We start from the raw sequence: 23539 nt of genomic DNA, 5'->3' as shown, positions 1-23539 counted from the left end.
GTGTTTACTTAATCGCGCGTCGGCTTTTTGTTGGCGGGGTTTATCAGGCGGTTACAGCATCAGCCTTGGTCGATTCAGGAGCAGGGTTGCGGATGAGGTAATCAAATGCACCCAGTGCGGCGGTGGCGCCAGCGCCCATGGAGATGATGATCTGCTTGAACGGTACCGTGGTGGCATCCCCTGCGGCGTAGACGCCGGGCAGGGAGGTCGCGCCCTTGGTATCGATCTCGATCTCGCCAAAGCGGGTCAGGGCAATCTCGCTCCCTTTCAGGAACTCGGTGTTCGGTACCAGGCCGATCTGGACGAAGATACCCGCCACCGCCAGGTGTTTGATCTCACCTGTGGTGCGATCTTCGTAGTCCATACCGACCACCTTGGTGCCATCACCGATCACTTCGGTGGTGCGCGCGCTCATGATGATGTCGATATTGCCCATGGAGCGAGCCTTCTTCTGCAGCACTTCATCGGCACGCAGGGTGTCGGCGAACTCCACCACAGTCACATGCTCGACGATGCCAGCCAGATCGATGGCCGCCTCGATACCGGAGTTACCGCCACCGATCACAGCTACTCGCTTGCCCTTGAAGAAGGGACCATCGCAGTGCGGGCAGTAGGCCACGCCCTTGGTGCGGTACTCAAGCTCGCCCGGTACGTTCAGATCGCGCCAGCGGGCACCGGTAGCCAGGATCACGGCGCGGCTCTTCAAGGTGGCACCAGAGGCGAGATCCACGTTCACATATCCATCTTTGCTGATGGCGGCGGCGCGCTGTTCGGTGATCACTTCCACGCCGTACTCTTTGACGTGCTGCTCCAGGCTGGCGGCCAGCTTGGGGCCTTCGGTGTAGGGCACTGAGATAAAGTTCTCGATGCCGACGGTGTCCATCACCTGACCACCGAAACGTTCGGCAACGATGGCGGTGCGAATGCCTTTACGAGCGGCATAGATGGCCGCTGCGGCGCCAGCCGGGCCACCGCCCACGACCAGCACATCGTAGGGATCTTTCTCATTCAGCTCGGCTGCCTTGCGCTCGGCAGCACCTGTGTCAAGTTTGGCGACGATCTCTTCCAGCGAGATCCGCCCTTGGCTGAACGGTTGGCCGTTCAGGTAGACATTCGGTACCGCCATGATTTGACGCTCATTGACCTCTTCCTGGAACAGGGCGCCGTCGATCATGGTGTGAGTGATGCCGGGGTTCAGGGTCGCCATCAGGTTGAGGGCCTGTACTACGTCCGGGCAGTTGTGGCAGGAGAGGGAGATATAGGTCTCGAAGTGGAACTCACCCTTGAGATTGCGGATCTGCTCCTGCACGGCCGCATCGGCCTTGGAGGGGTGGCCGCCGCTTTGCAGCAGGGCGAGCACCAGAGAGGTAAATTCATGACCCATGGGGATGCCGGCAAAGTGAACGCGCGGGGCTTGGCCCTGCGGCGCGACACTCATGGAAGGCTTGCGAGCGGCAGTGCCAGAGGTCTGGGTGATCTTGGGGGACATCTCGGCGATCTCGCTGGCCAGTGCCAGCAGCTCTGCAGATTTGTCGCTGTCGTTGCCGGACACGCTGATCTCGATGGGATTGACGATGTACTGCAGATAGGTGTTCAGCTGTTGTTTGAGGTTGGTATCCAACATGGTCGAATTCCTTCTTGTAATGGCGAGTTGGCATTAAATGTGAGTCGGTCTGCTTTCAGGCCTATTTGGCAATGCCGGAAAGCAGACCGGCCCTTATGCGGGCCGGTCTTGGAAGCGGGAGGCTTAGATCTTGCCTACCAGATCCAGGGACGGGGCCAGAGTGGCTTCGCCTTCTTTCCATTTAGCCGGGCACACTTCACCCGGGTGGGAGGCAACGTACTGGGCTGCTTTGACTTTGCGCAGCAGTTCCAGTGCGTCACGGCCGATGCCGCCGGCGTTGATCTCGACGATCTGGATGATGCCCTGCGGGTCAATTACGAAGGTACCGCGGTCAGCCAGACCAGCTTCTTCGATCATCACGCCGAAGTTGCGGGTGATGGTACCAGTCGGGTCACCAATCATCGGGTACTGGATCTTCTGAATGGTGTCAGAAGTGTCGTGCCATGCTTTGTGAGTGAAGTGGGTATCGGTAGAGACAGAGTAGATCTCGACGCCCAGCTTCTGGAATTCAGCGTAGTTGTCAGCCAGGTCGCCCAGCTCGGTCGGGCAAACGAAGGTGAAGTCAGCCGGGTAGAAGAAGACCACGGACCACTTGCCTTTCAGGTCAGCGTCAGACACCTGAACGAATTTGCCATTGTGGTAGGCGGTAGCATTGAACGGCTTGATTTCAGTGTTGATGTAGGTAGACATGTAATTGCTCCTTGGTGATGTACATATGCCGGTCTGGTGTTGAAGAGTCTTGCCAGACGAGGCGCTTAACTTTCGATGGATTCATCATAGGGGCTTCCGTTAATCGATAAAAGCCGCAATTTTGAATCGCTTAAATCTACTTATTAGATAGCTCACTATGGCTGTACCTAACATGAATATCTCTGACCTACTGAGATAACTCCTTGTCGTGGTTCAATGTCTGTGCGCTGCATCGCCTTTTCAAGGCATAAGAAGGGGTGTGCAGAGCCACGATGACGCGATGAGATAAACGGTGGTGCAAACAGGTGGCGAGGAGGTTGAGGCCGTTGGTCGCAGCGATGGGGATGTGCTGGCAAGGGGAGGCCGAAAGGCGCAGATAAAAAAAATCCCGGCGCTATCGCAACGACAGGGCCGGGTCATCAAACAAGGAATGGCTATATAAACAAATGCTTTACAGCAAAGACTAACTACGGGGTGTGCAAACTTGCAGACATATGAGAGGAAGATAATGGGTGCACAATCCCTCGTCTCCCCCTCGGCAACTATTGCATGAGAGGATGATAGTGTGACGCAGATCACAAGGCAAGCATTTGGTGTAATTTTTCAATCAAAATGAAAGTGTTTCATCATTTCAGCTTGTTTTGACGGCTGAAAACGCTTTTATTGTAATTTAATTACAACCAAATCTATCAGAAGTCGGTAGGTGGTTCCTGCTCTTCCATCAATTCCAGCAGGTTGATGGCCACGGCAATGAAGTCCGACTCGGTGACAATGCCGATCAGCTTGCGTCCTTTGAGTACCGGCAGGCAGCCATATCTGTGTCGCTGCAGGTAAAGTGCCGCCTCCTTGATGCCGGCGTGAGGATCTACGCTCGCCACTTGCCGTGTCATGATCTCGTCGAGTTGCACGCTGTCGGTAAATTCGGCTTCCCGCTCCGGGCTGATGAGCAGCAGCTTGGATTCCCGGGTGGCCAGGATATCGGTGAGGGTCACCAGCCCCAGCAGGTGGTGCTGCTCGTCGACGATGGGAATGTGGCGGATCCGCTCCTGCTGCATCAGGTCCATCGCTTGTTTGACACTGTTTGACGGACCCAGAGTGAAGGGGTGTTCGGTCATGATTTCGGATAGGGTCATCATGGTGGGCCTCCTTGTGTATCTGCTTTCACCCTAGCCCAGCGCCCATTGGCAAAACATGATCAGGGTCAATACAGAACATTAAAGAATCATTAACCGGAGGTGTGTCTCAATATTGCTCGCTACCCCTTGTCTCTCTTGGGTTTTTGGTCTTTTGGGTTGCCTTGGAAGATGGGGATAACTAGACTAGCCGCCGATTCCCCCCGAGGTGAAAGATGCAAGTATCCGATTTTCATTTTGATCTGCCAGACGAGCTGATTGCCCGCTATCCGATGGCAGAGCGTACCGCCAGCCGCCTGTTGCAGCTCGATGGTCAAACTGGCGCCCTGCGCCACGGTCAATTTGTGGATGTGCTGGATCAGCTCAATCCGGGTGACCTGCTGGTATTCAATAACACCCGTGTCATTCCGGCGCGCATGTTTGGCCAGAAGGCCAGCGGCGGCAAGCTGGAGGTACTGGTCGAGCGCATTCTGGACGAGCACAGCGTGCTGGCCCATGTCCGTGCCTCCAAGGCGCCCAAGCCCGGCACCCGGATGATCATGGATGGTGGTGTGGAGGCAGAGATGCGTGCCCGCCACGACGCCCTGTTCGAGATCCACTTCCTCGACCCGCGTCCGGTGCTGGAGATTTTGGAGGCCATTGGCCACATGCCGCTGCCCCCCTATATCGACCGTCCCGACGAGGATGCCGACAAGGAGCGCTACCAGACCGTTTACAATCAAAAGCCGGGCGCCGTCGCCGCGCCGACCGCCGGCCTGCACTTTGATGAGCCGCTGCTTGAGAAAATTCGGGCCAAAGGGGTTGAAACGGCCTTCGTCACCCTGCATGTAGGGGCGGGGACCTTCCAGCCGGTGCGGGTTGAGAAGATTGAAGATCACCACATGCACTCCGAGTATGCGGAAGTGCCGCAAGAGGTGGTAGATGCCATCGCGGCCACCCGTGCCCGTGGTGGTCGGGTGATTGCCGTTGGCACCACCTCGGTCCGTTCGCTGGAGAGCGCGGCCAAGGTCACCCTGGCGCAGGGCAAACCGCTGGCGCCCTTCTTTAGTGACACCGATATCTTCATCTTCCCCGGTTACAAGTTCCAGATTGTCGATGCCATGGTCACCAACTTCCATCTGCCGGAGTCGACCCTGATCATGCTGGTCAGCGCCTTTGCCGGTTATGACAACGTGATGGCGGCCTATCAGGCAGCCGTGGCCGGGCAGTACCGTTTCTTCAGCTACGGGGACGCCATGTTCGTCACCCGTCGCCAGGTTGAAGCATAAGCTTCAGCTTATTTACCGGGCCGTGCGCGGCCCTCCTATTGTCAGACTGTTTATCTGACGCAGCCGAGGTAGCAATGAAATTTGAACTGAAAACCACCGACGGCCGTGCCCGTCGCGGTCAACTGGTCTTTGAACGTGGTGTGGTACAAACGCCGGCCTTTATGCCGGTCGGGACTTACGGCACCGTCAAGGGGATGACCCCGGAAGAAGTGCGTGAAACCGGCGCCCAGATCCTGCTGGGTAACACCTTCCACCTCTGGCTGCGTCCGGGTCAGGAAGTGATGCGTGCCCACGGCGATCTGCATGACTTCATGAACTGGCAGGGCCCGATCCTGACCGACTCCGGTGGTTTCCAGGTGTTCAGCCTGGGCCATATTCGCAAGATCACCGAAGCGGGCGTCCACTTCCGTCACCCAATCAATGGCGAGAAGATCTTCCTCGACCCCGAGAAGTCCATGGAGATCCAGTACGATCTGGGCTCCGACATCGTGATGATCTTCGACGAGTGCACCCCGTACCCGGCCACTTATGAAGAAGCGCGCAAGTCCATGGAGATGTCCCTGCGCTGGGGCAAGCGCTCCCGCGACAAGTTTGATGCGCTGGGCAACAAGAACGCCCTGTTCGGCATCATTCAGGGCTCGGTCTACGAAGATCTGCGGGATGTCTCCCTCAAGGGGCTGCTGGAGATCGGTTTCGACGGTTATGCGGTCGGTGGTCTGGCCGTGGGCGAACCCAAAGAGGACATGCATCGCATCCTCGAGCACGTCTGCCCGAAAATTCCGGCCGACAAGCCGCGCTACCTGATGGGGGTCGGCAAGCCGGAAGATCTGGTGGAAGGGGTGCGCCGTGGTATCGACATGTTCGACTGCGTCATGCCGACCCGCAACGCCCGCAACGGCCACCTGTTCACCACCGATGGCGTGGTGAAGATCCGCAATGCCCAGCACCGCAACGACACCAGCACCCTGGATGCCGAATGCGATTGCTACACCTGCAAGAACTACAGCCGTAGCTACCTGCACCATCTGGACAAGTGCAACGAGATCCTCGGTGCCCGTCTGAATACGATTCATAACCTGCGTTACTACCAGCGTGTGATGCAGGGTTTGCGGGACGCGATCGAGCAGGGTAAATTAGACGACTTTGTAACAGAGTTTTACCGTCGGCAAGGGAAGCCTGTGCCTCCGTTAGCTGAAAATGACGTTAAATAACAACAACATATAATTTTGTTTTTTTAAATCTACATCAATAAGAGGTTGTTAAATGAGCATTATCTCCAAGGCGTATGCAGAAGGCGCAGCACCGGGTGCACAGGGTGGTGGTATGGAAATGATCATCATGCTGGCCGTATTCGGCCTGATCTTCTACTTCATGATCTATCGTCCCCAGGCCAAACGTGCCAAGGATCACCGCAATCTGATGAGCTCCTTGTCAAAGGGTGATGAAGTGCTCACTTCCGGTGGCCTGGTTGGCAAAATTGCCAAAGTGGCTGCAGACAGCGATTACCTGGTGATCGCCCTGAACGACCAGACTCAAGTCACCATCAAAAAGGACTTCGTCTCTGCCGTTCTGCCCAAGGGTTCTATCCAGTCCCTTTAATCTCCCAAGGAGCACAGCGTGTTGAATCGCTATCCGCTGTGGAAATACCTGATGGTGATCCTGGTGATCGCCATCGGTTTTCTATATGCAGCCCCCAATCTTTACGGCGAAGATCCGGCTTTGCAGGTTTCTGCCAGCCGTGGTGCCGAAGTCAAGCTAGATACTCTTGATCTGGTGAAAGAGACCCTTGAAGCGGCCAAGATCCCGGTCAAACATGCTGCATTCGAGCACGGTTTTATCCTGATCCGTTTCAAGAACACCGAAGACCAGCTGAAGGCGCGCGATATCGTTGCCAACAAGCTGGGCGACAACTTCATTACCGCACTCAACCTGGCACCTTCCACTCCCGCCTGGCTCGAAGCCATCGGTGCGGCGCCTCTGAAGCTGGGTCTTGATCTGCGCGGTGGTGTGCACTTCCTGATGGAAGTGGACATGGCCGAAGCACTGACCAAGCAGCAAGAGCAGATGGTGCAGGATTTCCGCTCCGAGCTGCGCACCCAGAAGATCCGTTACTCCGGCGTGCGCCGGGTCGGTGATCAGGTGCAGGTGATCTTCCGTGACGAAGCCGATCAGGAACGCGCCGTTTCTCATCTGCGTCGTCAGAACCCTGATTTGACCTTCACTACCGAGCAGAAAGGGGATGAGTTCATCCTGCTGGCTGGTCTGAGCGAAGCCAAGATAAAGGAAGTGAAGAAGTACGCCCTCGAGCAGAACATCACCATCATCCGTAACCGGGTCAACGAACTGGGCGTGGCCGAGCCGCTGGTACAACAGCAAGGCGCCGAGCGCATTGTCGTTGAACTGCCCGGTATTCAGGATACCGCCCGCGCCAAGGAGATCCTGGGTGCAACCGCGACCCTGGAATTCCACATGGTCGATGAGACTGCCGACATCCAGGCTGCGGCCGATGGCCGTGTCCCGCCCAGCTCCAAGGTCTACAACGATCGCAATGGTCGTCCCGTGGTGCTGCAAAAGCGGGTGATCCTGACCGGTGACCACATCGTGGGTGCCCAGTCCGGTTTCGACGAGTACAGCCGTCCCCAGGTCAACATCAAGCTGGATGGCCAGGGTGGCAACAAGATGGCCAACTTTACCAAGGATAACGTCGGTAAAGGGATGGCGACCGTCTTCATCGAGTACAAGCCGGTCGGTCAACCGGGTCCGGATGGCAAGCGCAAGTTCCGCAAGCAGGAGGAGGTGATCAACGTCGCCACCATCCAGTCGCGTCTTGGCAGCCAGTTCCGTATCACAGGTATCGACAACGCCAACGAAGCCCACAACCTGGCGCTGCTGCTGCGTGCCGGTGCCCTGATCGCCCCGATCCAGATCGTGGAAGAGCGCACCATTGGCCCGAGCCTGGGTCAACAGAACATCGACAGCGGTATGGAAGCCATCGGCTGGGCCATGCTGGTGATCGTGCTGTTCATGGGGATCTACTACCGCGCGTTCGGCTGGGTTGCCAACCTGGCGCTCTGTATGAACCTGGTGTTGATTGTCGGCATCATGTCGATGATCCCTGGTGCCACCATGACCCTGCCGGGTATCGCCGGTATCGTCCTGACGCTGGGTATGGCGGTGGATGCCAACGTGCTGATCTACGAGCGTATTCGTGAAGAGATCCGCAACGGTCGCGGTGTTCAGCAAGCCATCCATCTGGGCTTTGATCGGGCATTCTCCACCATCGCCGACTCCAACGTGACCTCGCTGATCACCTGTGTGATCCTGTTCGGTATCGGTACTGGCGCCATCAAGGGCTTTGCTCTGACGCTGGGCATTGGTCTGACCGCCTCCATGTTTACTGCCATCACAGTTTCCCGTGCCATTATCAACCTGGCTTGGGGTGGACGGCGTATCGACAAGCTGCCCATCTGAGGATAGAGAGATGTTTCAGATTCTACATTTTGAAAAACCGATCCCGTTTATGCGCTATGCCAAGCCGGGTGTGGTTTTCTCTTCCGTGCTGATGGTGGTAGCCCTGTTCTTCCTGTTTGATCGGGGTCTGAACTGGGGTCTGGACTTTACCGGTGGTACCACCATCGAGGTGGGGTTCCAGCAGTCGGTGAGCCTGGACAAGATCCACGACGCTCTGGAAGAGCAGAAGATTGAAGGGGCAACCCTGCAACACTTTGGCTCCAGCCGTGACGTGCTGTTCCGCCTGACCCCGAAAGAGGGGGTCAAGGTAGAACAACAGGGTAACGAAGTGCTGGCGGCGGCCAAGCAGCTCGACGAGGGCGCAGTGCTCAAACGCGTTGAGTTCGTCGGCCCTTCCGTGGGTGATGAACTGGCGACAGACGGTGCGCTGGCCATGCTGGCCTCCATCCTCTGTATCCTGGCCTACGTGGCAGTGCGTTTCGAATGGCGTCTGGCGCTGGGGGGCATTCTCTCCCTGGTGCACGACGTGGTGATCACGCTAGGTGTCTTTGCCTACTTCCAGTACGAGTTCGACCTGACCGTACTGGCGGCGCTGATGACCCTGGTGGGTTACTCCCTTAACGATACCATCGTGGTGTTCGACCGCTTGCGGGAGAACTTCCGCAAGGTGCGTAAAGGGGATACCGAGTACATTCTGGATCTCTCCATGACCGAGACCCTGAGTCGTACCATCATCACCTCCGGCCTTACCTTTATCGTGGTGCTGGCGCTGCTGCTCAAGGGCGGTGCGCTGATCCACGGTTTTGCCGTGGCCATGGTGATCGGTGTGGCGTTCGGTACCTACTCCTCCATCTATGTGGCGAGTGCGTTTGCCATGTTCCTCGGCGTCAAGCGCGAGCACATGCTGCCAACCCAGGTAGAGAAAGAGGGTGCGGACCAACAGGAAATCCTGCCGTAACAGTGAAGAGCGCCTCATGGCGCTCTTTTCTTATCTCTGCGTGTCGTTTGCTGACGCACATGATTTAAACAACAGGAGTTTGTCATGCATCACAATCCCCGTTTTTTGGCGCTGGTTGACGGGATCCGCTCCCGCATCACCGAAACCGATGTTCACCAGATCAAGCGCTGGCAGGATGAAGGGCGCACGTTTCACCTAATCGACGTGCGGGAAGAGAGCGAGTGGGCCAAAGGCCATCTGCCCGGTGCCCGATATCTGGGTCGTGGCGTGATTGAGCGGGATATCGAGACCCAGTTCCCGGATCTTGAGACCGAGCTCTACCTCTATTGTGGTGGTGGTTTTCGCTCAATTCTGGCGGCGGACAACCTGCAACAGATGGGTTATCGCAAGGTGATCAGCGTCGACGGCGGCTTTCGCGGTTGGTGCGATGCCGGATACCCTGTCGAATCCTGATTTATTTGAGGTAGAGGGGCACAGCTACATGACAAAGCGGCAGTTGACCTTTACCATATGCGGGGTCAAGCGTAAGCGTCGGAGTGTTCATTGAACGTCAGGAAAGGGATTGGATACCTCCTCGGTATCCTGTTGTTGCTTCCCATGTGGGGTTGCAGCAGTAGCAGTCAGGTTAACACCCCCAAGGTTCCCAAGCCGCAGCCTGCTTCACTGGTGTTGGCGACCCCCCTGCAGGTCTCCTACCAGAGTGAGCTGGCGCTCGCCCGACTCGGGCAGATGCTCAGTGAAATGGAACTGACCACCGAGCAACGGGCAGAGTTGTTCTATGAGCGTGCCGTGGTGTTTGATCGGGTTGGTCTGCGTTCCCTCGCGCGGCTCGATTTCAACCGTGCCCTGCGGGAGAAACCGGATTTCGCCGAAGCCTACAACTTCATCGGCGTCTATCTGGTACAGCAGCAGAATTACGACGAAGCCTATGATGCGTTCGATTCCGCCCTCGAACTGGCGCCGGACTATGACTATGCCTATCTCAACCGTGGCATCGCCCTCTATTACGGTAACCGTCCCGAGCTGGCCGCGGCCGATATGAAGCGTTTCTACGAGGCGCAGCCGGAAGACCCCTATCGGGTGATCTGGCTCTATCTGGCCGAGCAGAAACTCGACCCTTCGGCCGCCATGAGCCGGATGCGCGAGCGTCTCAACAAGTACGATGACGATGCCTGGAACTGGGATCTGGTTCGCCTCTATACCGGCGAGATCAACGCTTCCCAGCTGATGGGCAACGTGGTGAAAGGAGTGAAGGATAACCGGGAGCTTGCCGAGCGCCTGTGTGAAACCTACTTCTATCTGGGCAAGTTCGAGCTGGGCAAAGGCAACCGCAAGGAAGCCATCAGCTACTTCAAGCTGGCCTTATCCAACAACGTCTATGACTTCATTGAGCACCGCTATGCGCTGTTGGAGCTGGAGTTGATGGCGCGCAAACCCTTGCCGCCAGGTGCCCAGAGCGCTCGTAACAAGAGTGATCAGCCCTCCTGATCCACTGCCAGATAGTGGTAAAAAAGGCCTCGCGATGAGGCCTTTTTGTTGGGCGAATGGCGGGTTTACTCCACCAGGCTCATGCCGGGGATCTGGCGCCAGTAGCCGTTACAGTCGCTTCCTTGCTGCAAGGGGAGGGGAGCCTGGCCCTGCCGATTGGCTTTGAAGCGGGCCACCATCTCCAGCGTCTCCATCCCTTGCGGTGAAAGTCTGACCACATCCACCAGACCTTCCATACCAGCCAGCTCGTTACCCAAGTTGTAGCAGTAACCGGACTGGGTCTGGATCCCGTTGAGATTGAACACCCGTTGTCCCTCGCGGCTGTTGGCCAGTCGTCCGGTGGGGTAGTTGATGCAGGCGAGCTCGCAGTTGTCTTTCGGTTTGTCGAGGGAGCGGGCGGTGAAGCAGCGCGCCGAGTAGGCGAGCGGCAGATGGCCGTAGGCAAACACCTCCACCTCAAATTGGTCGCGCAGGGAGCCCAGATCCTGATTGAGCTGGATCAGCCAGTCACGGGAGAGCTCCACCGGCATGACCCAGCGTTTCATCCCCTGTTTGAGCAGCATGCGCAGCACATCGGCGTTATAGGCGTTGATGGCGGGGCCACAGACGAAGGGGATCCCAGCCTCCCAGGCGAGTTGCACCGTACCGAGATCGTTGGCTTCGACCATAAGATCGCCATTGTCGACCAGCCGCTTCACCTCCTTGAGCTCGGAAGGGGCGGAGATAAGGGCGAGGGTCGAGAGCACCGCCTGCTTGCCGGAGTTGGCGACCTGACGGGCCAGCGCAATCCAGTCATCGACTTTGAGTTCGCGCCGCTTGCTGCACACCGTCTCGCCCAGATAGATGATGTCGGCCTGACTGTCGGCAGCGGCATGGTAAAAGGATTCGGTATCGGCTTTGGGCCAGTAGAAGAGCAGAGGCCCGAGAGAAAATTGCATAGGTGGACTCCTTATTGCCACTGACGATGGTAGGCGCCGAGGGTAGTTTGGCTACCTTCGGAGACGCGGGCTAGCTGGGCATCCCACTCAGCTTTAACCTGATAGGCCTCGGGATTGGCCTGATAGGCATCGATGGCTGCACGCCAGACCCGGGTCACTTGCTCCACATAAGCGGGGCTGCGCTGGCGCCCTTCAATCTTGACCGACTGGATCCCAGTCTTGAACAGCTCTGGCAGGAGACCCAGGGTATTGAGACTGGTGGGCTCTTCCAGCGCGTGGTAGGTCTGGCCATCCACGTCGAAACGCCCCTTGCACAGGGTCGGATAGCCAGCATTTTCGCCCGGGCCATAGCGGTCGATCAGCACCTCGTTGAGCCGCGACTCGAGACCATTCGGGGTCTCTTCCCAACGGACGAACTTGGCCGGTGAGCAGGCGCCGACGGTGTTGGGACTCTCGCCAGTCATGTAGGAGGAGAGATAGCAGCGCCCCTCGGCCATGATGCAGAGGCTGCCAAAGGCGAATACCTCAAGGCCAACATCGGTTTCGCGGGCCAGTTGCTTGACCTGATGCATGGAGAGCACCCGGGGCAGCACCACCCGTGTGACATTGAATTGCTGCTGATAGAAGCGAATGGCGGCGGCATTGGTGGCGCTGGCCTGCACCGAGACATGGAGTTCCATCTCGGGGTAGTGGCGGCTGGCATATTCCAGCACGGCGAGATCGGCGATGATTAACGCATCGGCGCCGAGGGCCACTCCGCGATCAACCGCCTGTTTCCATCGAGTATCGGCCCCGGGATGCGCAAAGGTATTGATAGCAATATGCAGCTTGCGACCATGTTGATGCACATAATCCACCGCCTTCTCCAGTTTGCTGTCGGTAAAGTTGAGACCGGCAAAGTGGCGGGCATTGGTGTCATCCTTGAAACCGATATAAACGGCATCGGCCCCGTTATCCACGGCGGTTTTCAGTGCCGGCAAACTGCCTGCCGGACAGAGTAATTCCATTGGTACGCTCCGAGAGTGCATATGAAGGGCAAACGAGCCCTGATTGTATGCAGCCATGCACTCCCGCTTTTTGACCTGAGGCAGCTTTGTGTGGCTTTACCCTTCTTGAGGTAACCCTGCACAAGTTTGATTTCCAACATGATCTTGCCACTCTCCCTGTGTTTGAATGCGCAAAAAAGGGAGTCTATCGTGTTTCAACAACTGCAACGCCGCCTGGTCGAACAGGCTCCGCGCTTCTTGCGCCATCCCCTCAAGCTGGTTCCGTTCAATCTGCAAAAGCAGCTGATGGAGAGTTTGCTGGCCCGGGTTTTCAAAGAGGCTATCGAAGATGGCGATTTCGAGTTTCTGGCAGACAAGTGGCTGAAAGTCGAAGTCTCTGATCTGGAGCTGTGCTGGTTTATCAGTGAGCAGAATGGCCAGCTGGTGGTAGCTCGCGAGTGTGACAAGGCCGATGTCTGCTTCAGCGGTACGGCCAACGACCTGATCCTGATTGCCGGTCGCAAAGAGGATCCGGACTCGCTCTTTTTCCAGCGCAAGCTGAAGATAGAAGGGGATACCGAACTGGGCCTTGAGGTGAAAAACCTGATGGACAGTCTGGATCTCGATGGCTTGCCAAGCCTGATGAAGTATCCCCTGATGGATCTGGCGACGTTTATCGAACGCGCCCGCACAGAGTCAGCGCAGGCTCCGGTGCAGACGGCGCCGGGCGGGATCCCGTCTTAAGTGGACAATCACCCCATGGGCATGGCGACGATAATGGTGCCGTGCCCAGAGGCAGCGACAGGCCCACAGACAGGGCACCAAGGCGATGAGTGCCGCAGGGGCGGGCAGCTGTGACATGGCCAGCCCCGCAGCCAGCCAGATAAAGGGTTGCGCTTCATACAGCCACTCCGGCTGTAGCCAGCGTTTGCTCGGAAAGATAATCAGATCGGTACGTCGGTAGCTGGAGCGCATCATCCAGGTCACCGCTCCGGCGATAAACAGCAAGGTGCCTGCAAACCAGAGCAGGGGCCGTTCACTCAACGTAATAATGGCAATGGCTGCCAGCAGGTAGAGGCTGGGCAATCTCTCATAGATAAAGGGAGGAAGCATGGCGTGGTGTCTCCTGTGCCGTTTATCGGATATCCATCAAGTTTAGCCCCCCCTCTCACTTCCCTCATGCTGGTTTGTTATACAAACGGGTAGTTTTGTTCTGAAATGGCTCGGCTTTTACGGTGCCAACATGGTGTTCTCTTATGTTACAATTGCGCGCCATTTTTGACTGAAGATTGACTGGGCATGTTGGATCAGATTCGTATCGTTTTGGTAAACACCTCTCATACCGGCAACATGGGGTCTGCGGCACGCGCCATGAAGACCATGGGGTTGACCCAGCTGGTATTGGTTGATCCGCAAGCCTTGCCGGATGACAATGCCTTCGCCCTGGCGGCTGGTGCCAGCGATGTGCTTGCCAATGCCCGTATCGTCCCGACACTGGACGACGCGATCGCCGATTGTGGTCTGGTCATTGGCACCAGCGCCCGCTCTCGAACCCTGAGCTGGCCCATGCTCGATCCCCGTGAAGCCGGCGAAAAGTCGGTGGTTGAGGGGATGCTGCACCCGGTCGCGTTGGTGTTTGGTCGTGAGCGCACCGGTCTCACCAACGACGAATTGCAAAAGTGCCACTACCACGTGGCCATTCCGGCCAATCCCGATTACAGCTCCCTCAATCTGGCCATGGCGGTGCAGACTCTCTGCTACGAAGTGCGGATGCGCTGGCTGCAGGGGCAGGCCGCCGAGCCTGAAGATGAGATGGTCTATCCGAGTGCCGCCCAGCTGGAAGGGTTCTATCAGCACCTGGAACAAACCCTGATGAAGACCGGTTTTATTGCCGATGACCATCCGGGTCATGTGATGAGCAAGCTGCGTCGCCTGTTCAATCGGGCTCGGCCGGAAGCGGCAGAGCTCAACATTCTGCGCGGAATTCTGACCTCGGTACAGAAAGCGCGCGTACCGGATTAATCCGACTGATTTACTCAACCATATACTTGACTGTTTTGGTCGGGTATGTGACCATGTGCCCCATTAAATTGCTTCGCAAGACGGTAAGGCACATGAGACTGACTTCAAAAGGACGTTACGCTGTAACCGCCATGCTAGACGTGGCGCTGCATGCAGAGCAGGGGCCCGTCCCCCTTGCCGATATTTCCGAGCGCCAGGGCATCTCGTTGTCCTATCTCGAGCAGCTCTTTGCCCGCCTGCGCAAACATGGTCTGGTGAGCAGCGTGCGTGGCCCGGGTGGTGGTTATCGCCTCGGGTTGGCCCCAGGCGAGATTTCGGTTGGTCAGGTGATCACCGCGGTCGATGAGTCGGTCGATGCCACCAAGTGTCTCGGCAAGGGCGGCTGCCACGGTGGTACCCAGTGTCTGACGCACTCCCTGTGGCGCGACCTGAGTGAGCGGATCTCCAGTTTCCTCGGGGATATCACCTTGGCCGAGCTGGTACGGCAGGCCGATGTGCGCCGCATTGCCGGCAAGCAAGATGAACAAATGAAGACCGTGTTGTCCCTGGTTGATCGGGCAGAACACGGCGATGTGAGCTTGAAAGTCCAACTATAAACGTGCTTTCCACAGCGGGACTCTGTATGACCCGGACTGTGACGGAGAAAAACATGAAACTGCCTATTTACCTTGATTATTCGGCAACCTGTCCGGTGGACCCGCGTGTCGCAGAAAAAATGATGCAGTGTCTCACCATGGATGGCCTGTTCGGCAATCCGGCTTCCCGTTCTCACCGCTTTGGCTGGCAAGCCGAAGAGGCGGTGGATCTGGCCCGTAATCAAGTGGCAGAGCTGATCGGTGCCGATCCCCGCGAGATCGTCTTCACTTCCGGTGCGACCGAATCCAATAACCTGGCCATCAAGGGTGTTGCCCACTTCTATGCCAGCAAGGGCAAGCACATCATCACCTCCAAGACCGAACACAAGGCGGTGCTCGATACCTGTCGCCAGCTGGAGCGTGAAGGGTTCGAGGTGACCTATCTTGAGCCGATGCCAAACGGCCTGTTCACTATCGAGATGATCGAGAATGCCATGCGTGATGACACCATCCTGGTCAGCATCATGCATGTGAACAACGAAATCGGCGTGGTTCAGAACATTGCCGCCATCGGCGAGTTGTGCCGTTCCCGCAAGATCCTGCTGCACGTGGATGCCGTTCAGAGTGTGGGCAAGATCCCGGTAGATGTGGAAGCACTGAAAGTGGACCTGCTCTCCGTCTCAGCGCACAAGGTGTATGGTCCGAAAGGGATCGGTGCACTGTTTGTTCGCCGCAAACCCCGCGTTCGTCTGGAAGCCCAGATGCACGGTGGCGGCCACGAGCGCGGCATGCGTTCCGGTACTCTGCCTACCCACCAGATCGTCGGGATGGGCGAAGCTTTCCGCATCGCCAAAGAAGAGATGGTGAGTGAAGGCGAGCGCATCTTGGCTCTGCGCCAGCGTCTGTGGAATGGCATCAAGGATATTGAAGCCGTCTACATCAATGGCGATCTGGATCAGCGTGTTCCGGGTAACCTCAACGTCAGCTTTGCCTATGTGGAAGGGGAATCCCTCATCATGGCGCTGAAAGATTTGGCGGTCTCTTCCGGTTCGGCCTGCACCTCCGCCAGCCTGGAACCTTCCTATGTGCTGCGCGCACTGGGTCTGAACGACGAGCTGGCACACAGCTCCATCCGTTTCAGCATGGGTCGCTTCACCACCGAGGAAGAGATTGACTACGCGGTCAAGCTTATTCGTGACTCCATCGGTCGTCTGCGCGAGATGTCCCCCCTGTGGGAGATGTACAAAGACGGCGTCGATCTGAACACGGTCGAATGGGCTCATCACTGATTACTTCAGTGAGCAACAGAATTAGCAGGAGTGAGATATGGCTTACAGTGAAAAAGTAATCGACCACTACGAGAATCCTCGCAACGTCGGTGGTTTCGACAAGAATGATCCCAGCGTTGCAACCGGCATGGTCGGTGCGCCCGCTTGTGGCGACGTGATGAAGCTGCAACTGAAGATCAGCGACGAAGGCATCATCGAAGATGCCAAGTTCAAGACCTACGGCTGCGGTTCTGCCATCGCCTCCAGCTCCCTGGTGACCGAATGGGTCAAGGGCAAGACCCTGGACGAAGCGGCTGGCATCAAGAACACAGATATCGCCGAAGAGCTGGCCCTGCCACCGGTGAAGATCCACTGCTCCATTCTGGCCGAGGACGCCATCAAGGCCGCCATCGCCGATTACAAGCAGAAGAAAGGTCTCTAAGCGCCGGAGAGCAGTATGGCTATTACCATGACAGATGCCGCCGCGGCACGGGTTTCCTCTTTTCTGGCTAACCGGGGCAAGGGCATTGGCCTGCGCCTCGGCGTCAAAACCACCGGCTGCTCCGGTCTGGCCTACGTGCTTGAGTTCGTTGATGAACTGACCGATGAGGATCAGGTGTTCGAGCAGCAGGGCGTCAAGATTATTGTCGATGCCAAGAGCCTGATCCATCTGGATGGCACCGAGCTGGATTTCGTCAAGGAGGGCCTCAACGAGGGCTTCCAGTTCAACAATCCCAATGCCAAAGGCGAGTGTGGTTGCGGCGAAAGCTTCAGTGTCTGAGCTGTTTGACGTCAATGATCCTTCGTCTGTGGTTGAGCGGGTTGTCCATGACCCGTTCAACCACATCTCATTTGCCAGGGGCGAGTGAGGTAGTGGCGAACGTTTCCAAGAGGTTTGCATGAATCATTTCGAGCTGTTTGGGCTGGTTGAAGGCTTTGAGCTCGATACCCGTCAGTTGGCTGATACCTACCGCCAGCTGCAAACCCAATTCCATCCTGATCGTTTTGCCACCGCCCCCGAACGGGAGCAGCTGGCTGCTGTGCAACGTGCCGCCCAGATCAACGAAGCATTCACCACCCTCAAGGCGCCGCTGCGCCGTGCAGAATATCTGCTCTCCCTGCGTGGCACTGATATCCGTGGTGAACAGCAGACCCTGCAAGATACCGCATTTCTGATGCAGCAGCTGGAGTGGCGCGAGCGTCTGGCCGACTTGAAAGATGACGCCGACCCTGAGCGCGCCATCAAGGATTTTCGCAGCGAGATCAGGCATGATCACCAGATGTTGATGCAGCAGCTGACCGAGTCTCTTGCCGCCGGCAAAGATCTCGTTGCCGCTGATTGCGTTCGCAAACTCAAGTTTGTCGACAAGCTCCTCGAAGAGCTGGAACGATTCGAAGACTCGCTTCTCGAGTCTTGATCCTTTAACGCTGGAAGTTTCATTACCCATGGCATTACTGCAAATCGCCGAACCCGGCCAGAGCGCTGTTCCTCATCAGCACAAACGTGCCGTCGGCATCGATCTCGGCACCACCAACTCTCTCGTCGCTGCGGTTCGCAGTGGTCACGCCGATACCCTTTGCGATGAGCAAGGGCGCGACCTGCTCCCGTCAGTGGTGCACTATCAAAGCGACGCCATTCGAGTCGGAATTGATGCCAAGCGCGAAGCGGCGCTCGATCCTCACAACACCATCGTCTCGGTCAAACGGATGATGGGCAAGGCGCTGGCCGATATCGATACCCGCCAGCAGCCTTACCAGTTTGTTGCCGCCGACAATGGCATGCCGCAACTGCAAACCCGTCAGGGGCTGGTCAATCCGGTGCAGGTATCGGCCGAAATTCTCAAAAAGCTGGCCGAGCGTGGCGCCCAGACACTCGGGGGCGATCTAGATGGCGTGGTCATTACCGTGCCCGCCTATTTCGATGATGCCCAGCGTCAGGGGACCAAGGATGCGGCCCGTCTGGCCGGTCTGCACGTACTGCGTCTGCTCAACGAGCCGACCGCGGCCGCGATTGCCTATGGCCTTGACTCCGGTCAGGAAGGGGTGATCGCGGTTTACGATCTGGGGGGCGGTACCTTCGATATCTCTATCCTGCGTCTGCATCGCGGTGTGTTTGAAGTAATGGCGACCGGCGGCGATTCCGCCCTCGGCGGCGATGATTTTGATCACCTGCTGGCGGACTGGATCAAGGAGCAGGCGGGCCTCTCCGGCGAGCTGGATGCCCATCTGCAGCGCGAGCTGCTGGATGTGGCCGCGGCCGTCAAACACGGTCTGACCGATGCCGAGCAGGTGGCGTGCACCTTTGCTGGCTGGCAGGGTTCAGTGAGCCGTAGCCAGTTTGATGAACTCATCACCCCGCTGGTGAAACGGACCTTGCTGGCTTGTCGCCGCGCCCTGCGCGATGCCGGTCTCGAGCAGGTGGAAGTGCTGGAAGTGGTAATGGTCGGTGGCTCCACCCGGGTGCCGCTGGTGCGTGAACTGGTGGGCGAGTTCTTCCAGCGTACGCCGCTGACCAGCATCGATCCTGACAAGGTGGTCGCCATTGGCGCCGCCATCCAGGCCGATATTCTGGTGGGCAACAAGCCCGATGCCGAGATGCTGCTGCTGGACGTTATCCCGCTATCGCTGGGTCTGGAGACCATGGGTGGTCTCGCCGAGAAAGTGATCCCGCGCAACACTACCATTCCGGTTGCCCGCGCCCAGGAGTTCACCACCTTCAAGGATGGTCAGACCGCCATGGCCATTCACGTGGTACAGGGTGAGCGCGAGTTGGTGGCCGATTGCCGCTCCCTGGCCCGCTTTACCCTGACTGGTATTCCGCCGATGGCAGCCGGCGCCGCCCATATTCGCGTCACCTTCCAGGTGGATGCGGATGGTCTGCTCTCGGTCAGCGCCATGGAGAAATCCTCCGGCGTGCAGGCCGAGATCCAGGTCAAGCCCTCTTACGGGCTGGCGGAGCAGGATATCCTCAACATGCTGAGTGCCTCCATCGAGAATGCCCAGCAGGATATGGATGCCCGCATGCTGGCCGAGCAGCAGGTTGAAGCCGACCGGGTGGTCGAGAGTCTCAATGCGGCGCTGGCCGCCGATGGCGATGCCCTGCTCAATGCTGCCGAGCGTGCCGAGATTGATGCCGCCATCGCCCATCTGCTGACCATGCGCAACAGCGGCGCAACCCATCAAATCAAAGAAGCCATTGAGGCAGCCGACGCTGTCAGTGGCGAGTTTGCAGCCCGCCGGATGGACGCCTCCATCCGCAAGGTGCTGACCGGACAAAACGTCAACAAGGTGTAATATGCCAAAACTGATCATTCTTCCTCATCCCGTACTCTGTCCGGATGGCGCCGCCCTCGAGGGGCAAAGCGGCGAGACCATTCTGGATGTGGCGCTGCGCAACGGTATCGAAATCGAGCATGCCTGCGAGAAATCCTGTGCCTGCACCACCTGCCACTGCGTGGTGCGCGAGGGCTTTGACTCGCTCGAGCCAAGTGACGAGCTGGAAGACGACATGCTGGACAAGGCGTGGGGGTTGGAGCCGGAATCGCGCCTCAGCTGCCAGGCAAAACTGGCAGACGAGGATCTGGTGGTGGAACTGCCCAAGTACACCCTGAACCTTGCCTCTGAACGCCATTAATTACACATGAGTGAATTGCACGTGCAGCATCCTGTGGTGCTTCAGTGATATGGTGGAAGGCCGTGACCCTAGGGGGCACGGCCTTTTTTGTATTCGTTATTCTCTCTTTGCCAATAAGCTCTTTCCCATAAAGAGTGCTTATACATAGTGCCAGTAAAAAGGAAGCAAACACGATGGCTGACATGATGAAGGTAGCGTTATCCACCCAGGCTGCGGCCGCCTATTGGGGCGAGGGCGCCCAGCTCAGTTTCAATGGCGACGAGGCACTGATCCATCTTGGTGCCGCGGGTCAGGAGAAGGATGTTCTGCGCACCGTTCAGCGCGCCGCCCGTCGCCTCGAATCGAGCGGGATCAAGCGGGTGATGCTGGTCGGTGAAGGCTGGGATCTGGAGCGTCGCTACGCGTTCGCCCAGGGTTTCTACGCCGCCAAGGGTGCGCGTGAACTGGATTTCGGCCAGCAGAGCGACGCGGAAGCCCGTGAACTGGATGCGCTGCTCAAGGCGGCTCGCTGGGTACGTGACATCACCAATGGCTGTCCGGAAGAGATCTACCCCATGAGTCTGGCGGAATCGGCCCTGTTGCTCATTCGTGGTCTGGCCGGGGATCAGGTTACAGCTCGCATCACCGCCGGTGAAGCGCTGCGCGAGTCCGGCCATATCGGGATCTGGTCGGTTGGCCGTGGCAGCGAGCGCGAGCCTGTGCTGCTGGAGCTTGACTACAACCCGACCGGTGATCGCAATGCACCCGTGGTGGCGGCGCTGGTGGGCAAGGGGATCACTTTCGATTCCGGTGGCTACTCCATGAAGTCCTCTGACAACATGCTGCCGATGAAGTCCGATATGGGCGGTGCCGCCATGGTGACCGGCGCGTTGGCGCTTGCTATCAGCCGCGGTCTGAACCAGCGGGTGAAGCTCATTCTCTGCTGCGCCGAGAACCTGGTCTCCGGCCACGCCTTCAAGCTGGGCGACATCCTCACTTACAAGAATGGGGTTTCGGTCGAGATCCAGAACACCGATGCGGAAGGTCGTCTGGTGCTGGCCGATGGCCTGATGGCGGCCTCCGACAGTGGTGCGGCTTATATCCTTGACGCAGCCACCCTGACCGGCGCCGCCAAGATGGCGCTGGGGCGCGATTATAATGCGGTGTTTGCCCTCGATGAGACCGAACAGCAGCGTGCGCTGGCCGCCGCCAAGGTGGAAAACGAGCAGGCGTGGGCGCTGCCGCTGGAGCCCTGGCATGCCAGCCAGCTCACCTCGGCCTTTGCCGATCTGGGCAACGTCGCCTCGGCAGAGGGCACAGCCGGTGCCACCACGGCTGCTGCGTTTCTCTCCCGCTTCGTGCGCGATGAGGGCAAGGGCTGGGTGCACCTGGATCTGGCGGCCTCCTATCAGAAATCGGGCAACGATCTCTGGGCGACCGGCGCCAAAGGGCACGGTCTGCGCACCATCGCACGCTGGCTGCAGGAGGTGACCGCATGAATGTCTGGTTAAGTCGTGAATTTGCACCGGCCGAGTGGGGGGAGGGGGCGCTGCTCTCTCACCGTGCCGACGGCATGGTGATCCATCTGGTGACGGCCAATCCACTGCTCGATATCCAGCAGGCGGCCCGTCGCCTCTGCCAGCAAGGGATCCAGAAAGTGACCCTGGCTGGTCACTGGGAGCGTGAACAGCAGTGGGCTTTTGCCCAAGGGCTGCAAACCCCCAAGGCGGAGGTGCAACTGCAGTGGGCCATGTCCTCGGAAGAGGACAGAGAGGAGCTGGAAGCGCGTTGGCTCTGCGGCCGCTGGGTGCGCGAGATGACCAATGCCACCCCGGAGCAGTTGGGCCCGCTGGAGCTGGCGGTGGAAGCTGCCTCCTTTATTACCGAGGTGGCGCCGGACAAGGTGAGTCATCGCATTTTGAAAGGCGAAGCGCTGCAACAGGCGGGCTGGGTCGGCCTCTATCAGGTGGGCCGCGGCAGTGCGCGCGAACCGGTATTGCTGGAGCTCGACTTCAACCCGGGGCGTGACCCCAAGGCGCCGGTAGCGGCAGCGCTGGTGGGCAAGGGGATCACCTTTGACTCCGGCGGCTACTCCATGAAGAGCTCCGAGGGGATGCTCACCATGAAGTGCGACATGGGTGGTGCGGCGATTGTCACCGGTGCGCTGGCGCTGGCTATGCTGCGCGGGCTCGATAAGCGGGTGAAGCTGATCCTCTGCTGCGCTGAGAACCTGGTCTCCGGCAACGCCTACAAGCTGGGCGACATCCTCACCTACAAGAACGGCACCACGGTCGAGATTGTGAATACCGATGCCGAGGGGCGGCTGGTGCTGGCCGACGGCCTGCAACTGGCGAGCGAGTCCGGCGCACCGCTGATCATCGATGCCGCGACCCTGACCGGCGCAGCCGTGATGGCGCTGGGTGGGCGCTACAATGCTCTGTTCGGCCTCGACAAAGGGTTGGTAAGCCGCGCAATGACCTATGCCGATGCTGAGCATGAGCCTGCCTGGCCGCTGCCGCTGGAGCCCTGGCACCGCCAGCAGTGCCCTTCCCATTACGCCGACACGGCCAACAGCCGTCCGGTGAAGGGGGGCGGGCCGGGTGGCGCCTCCAACGCTGCGGGTTTCCTCTCCCGTTTCGTTGCCAACGAAGGGATGGGCTGGTTGCATATCGATCTGGCCGCCTGCTTCAGTGACAACGGCGATGCCCTCTGGGCGCCGGGAGCTAATACTCTGGGGATGCGCACCATAGCGCGGGCCCTGCTGGCGGAAGCCAAATAGGCGAGACAAGGCACCTTAGGGTGCCTTTTTCATGCTGTTCGAATTGTGAACAAAAGATGGGGTTTTGGCGGCTTAAGGTAACTATCGTGCGCAAGCGCACATATTTTCCGGCTCTGCTCGGTCAAGATGAGTGTGGATGTTGATTGCAAGGGAGTGATGTTTAATAAAAAGTTGCTTGTTTGTGTGTTTTTCCGGTTTTTGTTTACGTATAATCGCCAGCGAACATGGATTCTAACAATAAAACTCTGTAGTTAAGGAAAGATATCAATGGCCATCGAACGTACCTTCTCTATCGTCAAACCGGATGCTGTCAGCAAGAACCTGATCGGTGCCATCTATAGCCGTTTCGAAAGCGCAGGCTTGAAAGTGGTGGCATCCAAAATGCTGCACATGAGCAGTGAACAGGCTGCCGGTTTCTATGCCGAGCATCAGGGCAAGCCTTTTTATGACAATCTGGTCAGCTTCATGACCTCTGGCCCTGTCATGGTGCAGGTGCTGGAAGGGGAAGACGCCATCCGTCGCAATCGCGAGATCATGGGGGCTACCAACCCGAAAGAGGCGCTGGCTGGTACTTTGCGTGCCTGTTATGCCGAGAGCATCGATCGCAACGCAGTGCATGGCTCTGATGCACCTGCATCCGCTGCCCGCGAAATTGCCTACTTCTTCTCTGACAACGAGATCTGCCCGCGCGGCTGATTTTTGTGGATGATGACCCAAGGGAGCCTC

Annotated in this window: 25 protein-coding genes; 19 read left to right on the top strand and 6 right to left on the bottom strand. The window is 58.1% G+C overall.

What is annotated here, in order from left to right; translation table 11 throughout:
* Nucleotides 1-43: 43 nt before the first annotated feature.
* The 3 genes from ahpF to OKC42_RS15455 all read right to left on the bottom strand — a co-directional run bounded on the left by ahpF (nucleotide 44) and on the right by OKC42_RS15455 (nucleotide 3450).
* A complete protein-coding gene (gene ahpF / locus OKC42_RS15465; RefSeq protein ID WP_270820196.1) occupies nucleotides 44-1624 on the bottom strand; it encodes an alkyl hydroperoxide reductase subunit F in 1581 nt (526 codons plus the stop codon).
* A gap of 123 nt (nucleotides 1625-1747) precedes the next feature.
* Nucleotides 1748-2314: an alkyl hydroperoxide reductase subunit C gene (ahpC, locus tag OKC42_RS15460; RefSeq protein WP_005337335.1), complete on the bottom strand. Its 567-nt coding sequence runs from the start codon at nucleotides 2312-2314 to the stop codon at nucleotides 1748-1750.
* Between the two features lie 689 nt (nucleotides 2315-3003).
* Nucleotides 3004-3450 (bottom strand): CBS domain-containing protein, encoded by a 447-nt coding sequence (locus tag OKC42_RS15455; RefSeq protein ID WP_013723842.1) that lies wholly within the window; start codon nucleotides 3448-3450, stop codon nucleotides 3004-3006.
* 212 nt (nucleotides 3451-3662) lie between these two features.
* On the opposite strand from OKC42_RS15455, the gene queA reads away from it, so the two are divergent.
* The 7 genes from queA to nlpI all read left to right on the top strand — a co-directional run bounded on the left by queA (nucleotide 3663) and on the right by nlpI (nucleotide 10632).
* Entirely contained in the window at nucleotides 3663-4715 is a 1053-nt protein-coding gene (queA, locus tag OKC42_RS15450) for a tRNA preQ1(34) S-adenosylmethionine ribosyltransferase-isomerase QueA (RefSeq protein WP_021229691.1), read from the top strand.
* A 74-nt stretch (nucleotides 4716-4789) separates the two neighbouring features.
* Nucleotides 4790-5926 (top strand): tRNA guanosine(34) transglycosylase Tgt, encoded by a 1137-nt coding sequence (gene tgt, locus OKC42_RS15445; protein WP_005337329.1) that lies wholly within the window; start codon nucleotides 4790-4792, stop codon nucleotides 5924-5926.
* A gap of 52 nt (nucleotides 5927-5978) precedes the next feature.
* Nucleotides 5979-6314: a preprotein translocase subunit YajC gene (gene yajC, locus OKC42_RS15440; RefSeq protein ID WP_005337327.1), complete on the top strand. Its 336-nt coding sequence runs from the start codon at nucleotides 5979-5981 to the stop codon at nucleotides 6312-6314.
* An 18-nt stretch (nucleotides 6315-6332) separates the two neighbouring features.
* Nucleotides 6333-8186, top strand: a complete 1854-nt coding sequence (gene secD, locus OKC42_RS15435; RefSeq protein ID WP_005337324.1) for a protein translocase subunit SecD — start codon at nucleotides 6333-6335, stop codon at nucleotides 8184-8186.
* Nucleotides 8187-8196: 10 nt separating this feature from the next.
* Entirely contained in the window at nucleotides 8197-9144 is a 948-nt protein-coding gene (gene secF / locus OKC42_RS15430; RefSeq protein WP_005337322.1) for a protein translocase subunit SecF, read from the top strand.
* Nucleotides 9145-9228: 84 nt separating this feature from the next.
* A complete protein-coding gene (locus OKC42_RS15425) occupies nucleotides 9229-9597 on the top strand; it encodes a rhodanese-like domain-containing protein (protein WP_019446086.1) in 369 nt (122 codons plus the stop codon).
* Between the two features lie 90 nt (nucleotides 9598-9687).
* Complete coding sequence (gene nlpI, locus OKC42_RS15420; protein WP_280638861.1) at nucleotides 9688-10632, top strand: lipoprotein NlpI; 945 nt, start codon at nucleotides 9688-9690, stop codon at nucleotides 10630-10632.
* A 65-nt stretch (nucleotides 10633-10697) separates the two neighbouring features.
* Here nlpI and OKC42_RS15415 read toward each other — a convergent pair whose 3' ends face one another.
* Nucleotides 10698-11570: a U32 family peptidase gene (locus OKC42_RS15415; RefSeq protein WP_216948815.1), complete on the bottom strand. Its 873-nt coding sequence runs from the start codon at nucleotides 11568-11570 to the stop codon at nucleotides 10698-10700.
* Nucleotides 11571-11581: 11 nt separating this feature from the next.
* Nucleotides 11582-12577 carry a ubiquinone anaerobic biosynthesis protein UbiU gene (gene ubiU / locus OKC42_RS15410; protein WP_042080116.1) on the bottom strand — a complete coding sequence of 332 codons (996 nt, stop codon included), beginning with the start codon at nucleotides 12575-12577 and terminating at the stop codon, nucleotides 11582-11584.
* Between the two features lie 189 nt (nucleotides 12578-12766).
* On the opposite strand from ubiU, the gene ubiT reads away from it, so the two are divergent.
* Nucleotides 12767-13300: a ubiquinone anaerobic biosynthesis accessory factor UbiT gene (gene ubiT / locus OKC42_RS15405; protein WP_005344837.1), complete on the top strand. Its 534-nt coding sequence runs from the start codon at nucleotides 12767-12769 to the stop codon at nucleotides 13298-13300.
* Here the strand turns inward: ubiT and OKC42_RS15400 are convergent.
* Entirely contained in the window at nucleotides 13253-13669 is a 417-nt protein-coding gene (locus tag OKC42_RS15400) for a hypothetical protein (RefSeq protein WP_270803744.1), read from the bottom strand. The two genes, ubiT and OKC42_RS15400, sit on opposite strands and share 48 nt — an antisense overlap.
* 186 nt (nucleotides 13670-13855) lie before the next feature.
* On the opposite strand from OKC42_RS15400, the gene trmJ reads away from it, so the two are divergent.
* From trmJ to ndk, 11 genes are all read left to right on the top strand, one after another.
* Nucleotides 13856-14578 carry a tRNA (cytosine(32)/uridine(32)-2'-O)-methyltransferase TrmJ gene (gene trmJ / locus OKC42_RS15395; protein WP_270803743.1) on the top strand — a complete coding sequence of 241 codons (723 nt, stop codon included), beginning with the start codon at nucleotides 13856-13858 and terminating at the stop codon, nucleotides 14576-14578.
* A gap of 92 nt (nucleotides 14579-14670) precedes the next feature.
* The gene (gene iscR / locus OKC42_RS15390; RefSeq protein WP_026035025.1) at nucleotides 14671-15174 is read left to right on the top strand and encodes a Fe-S cluster assembly transcriptional regulator IscR; all 504 of its coding nucleotides are present in this window, start codon (nucleotides 14671-14673) and stop codon (nucleotides 15172-15174) included.
* Nucleotides 15175-15227: 53 nt separating this feature from the next.
* A complete protein-coding gene (locus OKC42_RS15385; RefSeq protein ID WP_270803742.1) occupies nucleotides 15228-16442 on the top strand; it encodes an IscS subfamily cysteine desulfurase in 1215 nt (404 codons plus the stop codon).
* A gap of 37 nt (nucleotides 16443-16479) precedes the next feature.
* Nucleotides 16480-16863, top strand: a complete 384-nt coding sequence (gene iscU / locus OKC42_RS15380) for a Fe-S cluster assembly scaffold IscU (protein WP_005333813.1) — start codon at nucleotides 16480-16482, stop codon at nucleotides 16861-16863.
* Between the two features lie 15 nt (nucleotides 16864-16878).
* Entirely contained in the window at nucleotides 16879-17202 is a 324-nt protein-coding gene (iscA, locus tag OKC42_RS15375; protein ID WP_005333812.1) for an iron-sulfur cluster assembly protein IscA, read from the top strand.
* A gap of 118 nt (nucleotides 17203-17320) precedes the next feature.
* Nucleotides 17321-17839: a co-chaperone HscB gene (gene hscB / locus OKC42_RS15370; protein WP_042013204.1), complete on the top strand. Its 519-nt coding sequence runs from the start codon at nucleotides 17321-17323 to the stop codon at nucleotides 17837-17839.
* Nucleotides 17840-17867: 28 nt separating this feature from the next.
* Nucleotides 17868-19715, top strand: coding sequence for a Fe-S protein assembly chaperone HscA (gene hscA, locus OKC42_RS15365; RefSeq protein WP_005351033.1), 1848 nt, complete (start codon nucleotides 17868-17870; stop codon nucleotides 19713-19715).
* Between the two features lies 1 nt (nucleotide 19716).
* Nucleotides 19717-20055 carry an ISC system 2Fe-2S type ferredoxin gene (gene fdx, locus OKC42_RS15360; protein WP_005333808.1) on the top strand — a complete coding sequence of 113 codons (339 nt, stop codon included), beginning with the start codon at nucleotides 19717-19719 and terminating at the stop codon, nucleotides 20053-20055.
* A gap of 173 nt (nucleotides 20056-20228) precedes the next feature.
* Nucleotides 20229-21533 carry an aminopeptidase PepB gene (gene pepB / locus OKC42_RS15355; protein WP_129504226.1) on the top strand — a complete coding sequence of 435 codons (1305 nt, stop codon included), beginning with the start codon at nucleotides 20229-20231 and terminating at the stop codon, nucleotides 21531-21533.
* Entirely contained in the window at nucleotides 21530-22813 is a 1284-nt protein-coding gene (gene pepB / locus OKC42_RS15350; RefSeq protein ID WP_270803741.1) for an aminopeptidase PepB, read from the top strand. The genes pepB (OKC42_RS15355) and pepB (OKC42_RS15350) overlap by 4 nt, the downstream gene beginning before the upstream one ends.
* Nucleotides 22814-23080: 267 nt before the next feature.
* Complete coding sequence (gene ndk / locus OKC42_RS15345) at nucleotides 23081-23509, top strand: nucleoside-diphosphate kinase (RefSeq protein ID WP_005333805.1); 429 nt, start codon at nucleotides 23081-23083, stop codon at nucleotides 23507-23509.
* Nucleotides 23510-23539 lie beyond the last annotated feature (30 nt).

Source organism: Aeromonas sp. Y311-2, from assembly GCF_027706025.1.
GTDB lineage: Bacteria > Pseudomonadota > Gammaproteobacteria > Enterobacterales > Aeromonadaceae > Aeromonas > Aeromonas veronii.
The sequence above is the reverse complement of the archived record's forward strand: the minus strand, read 5'-3'. Positions and strand labels throughout refer to the sequence as shown.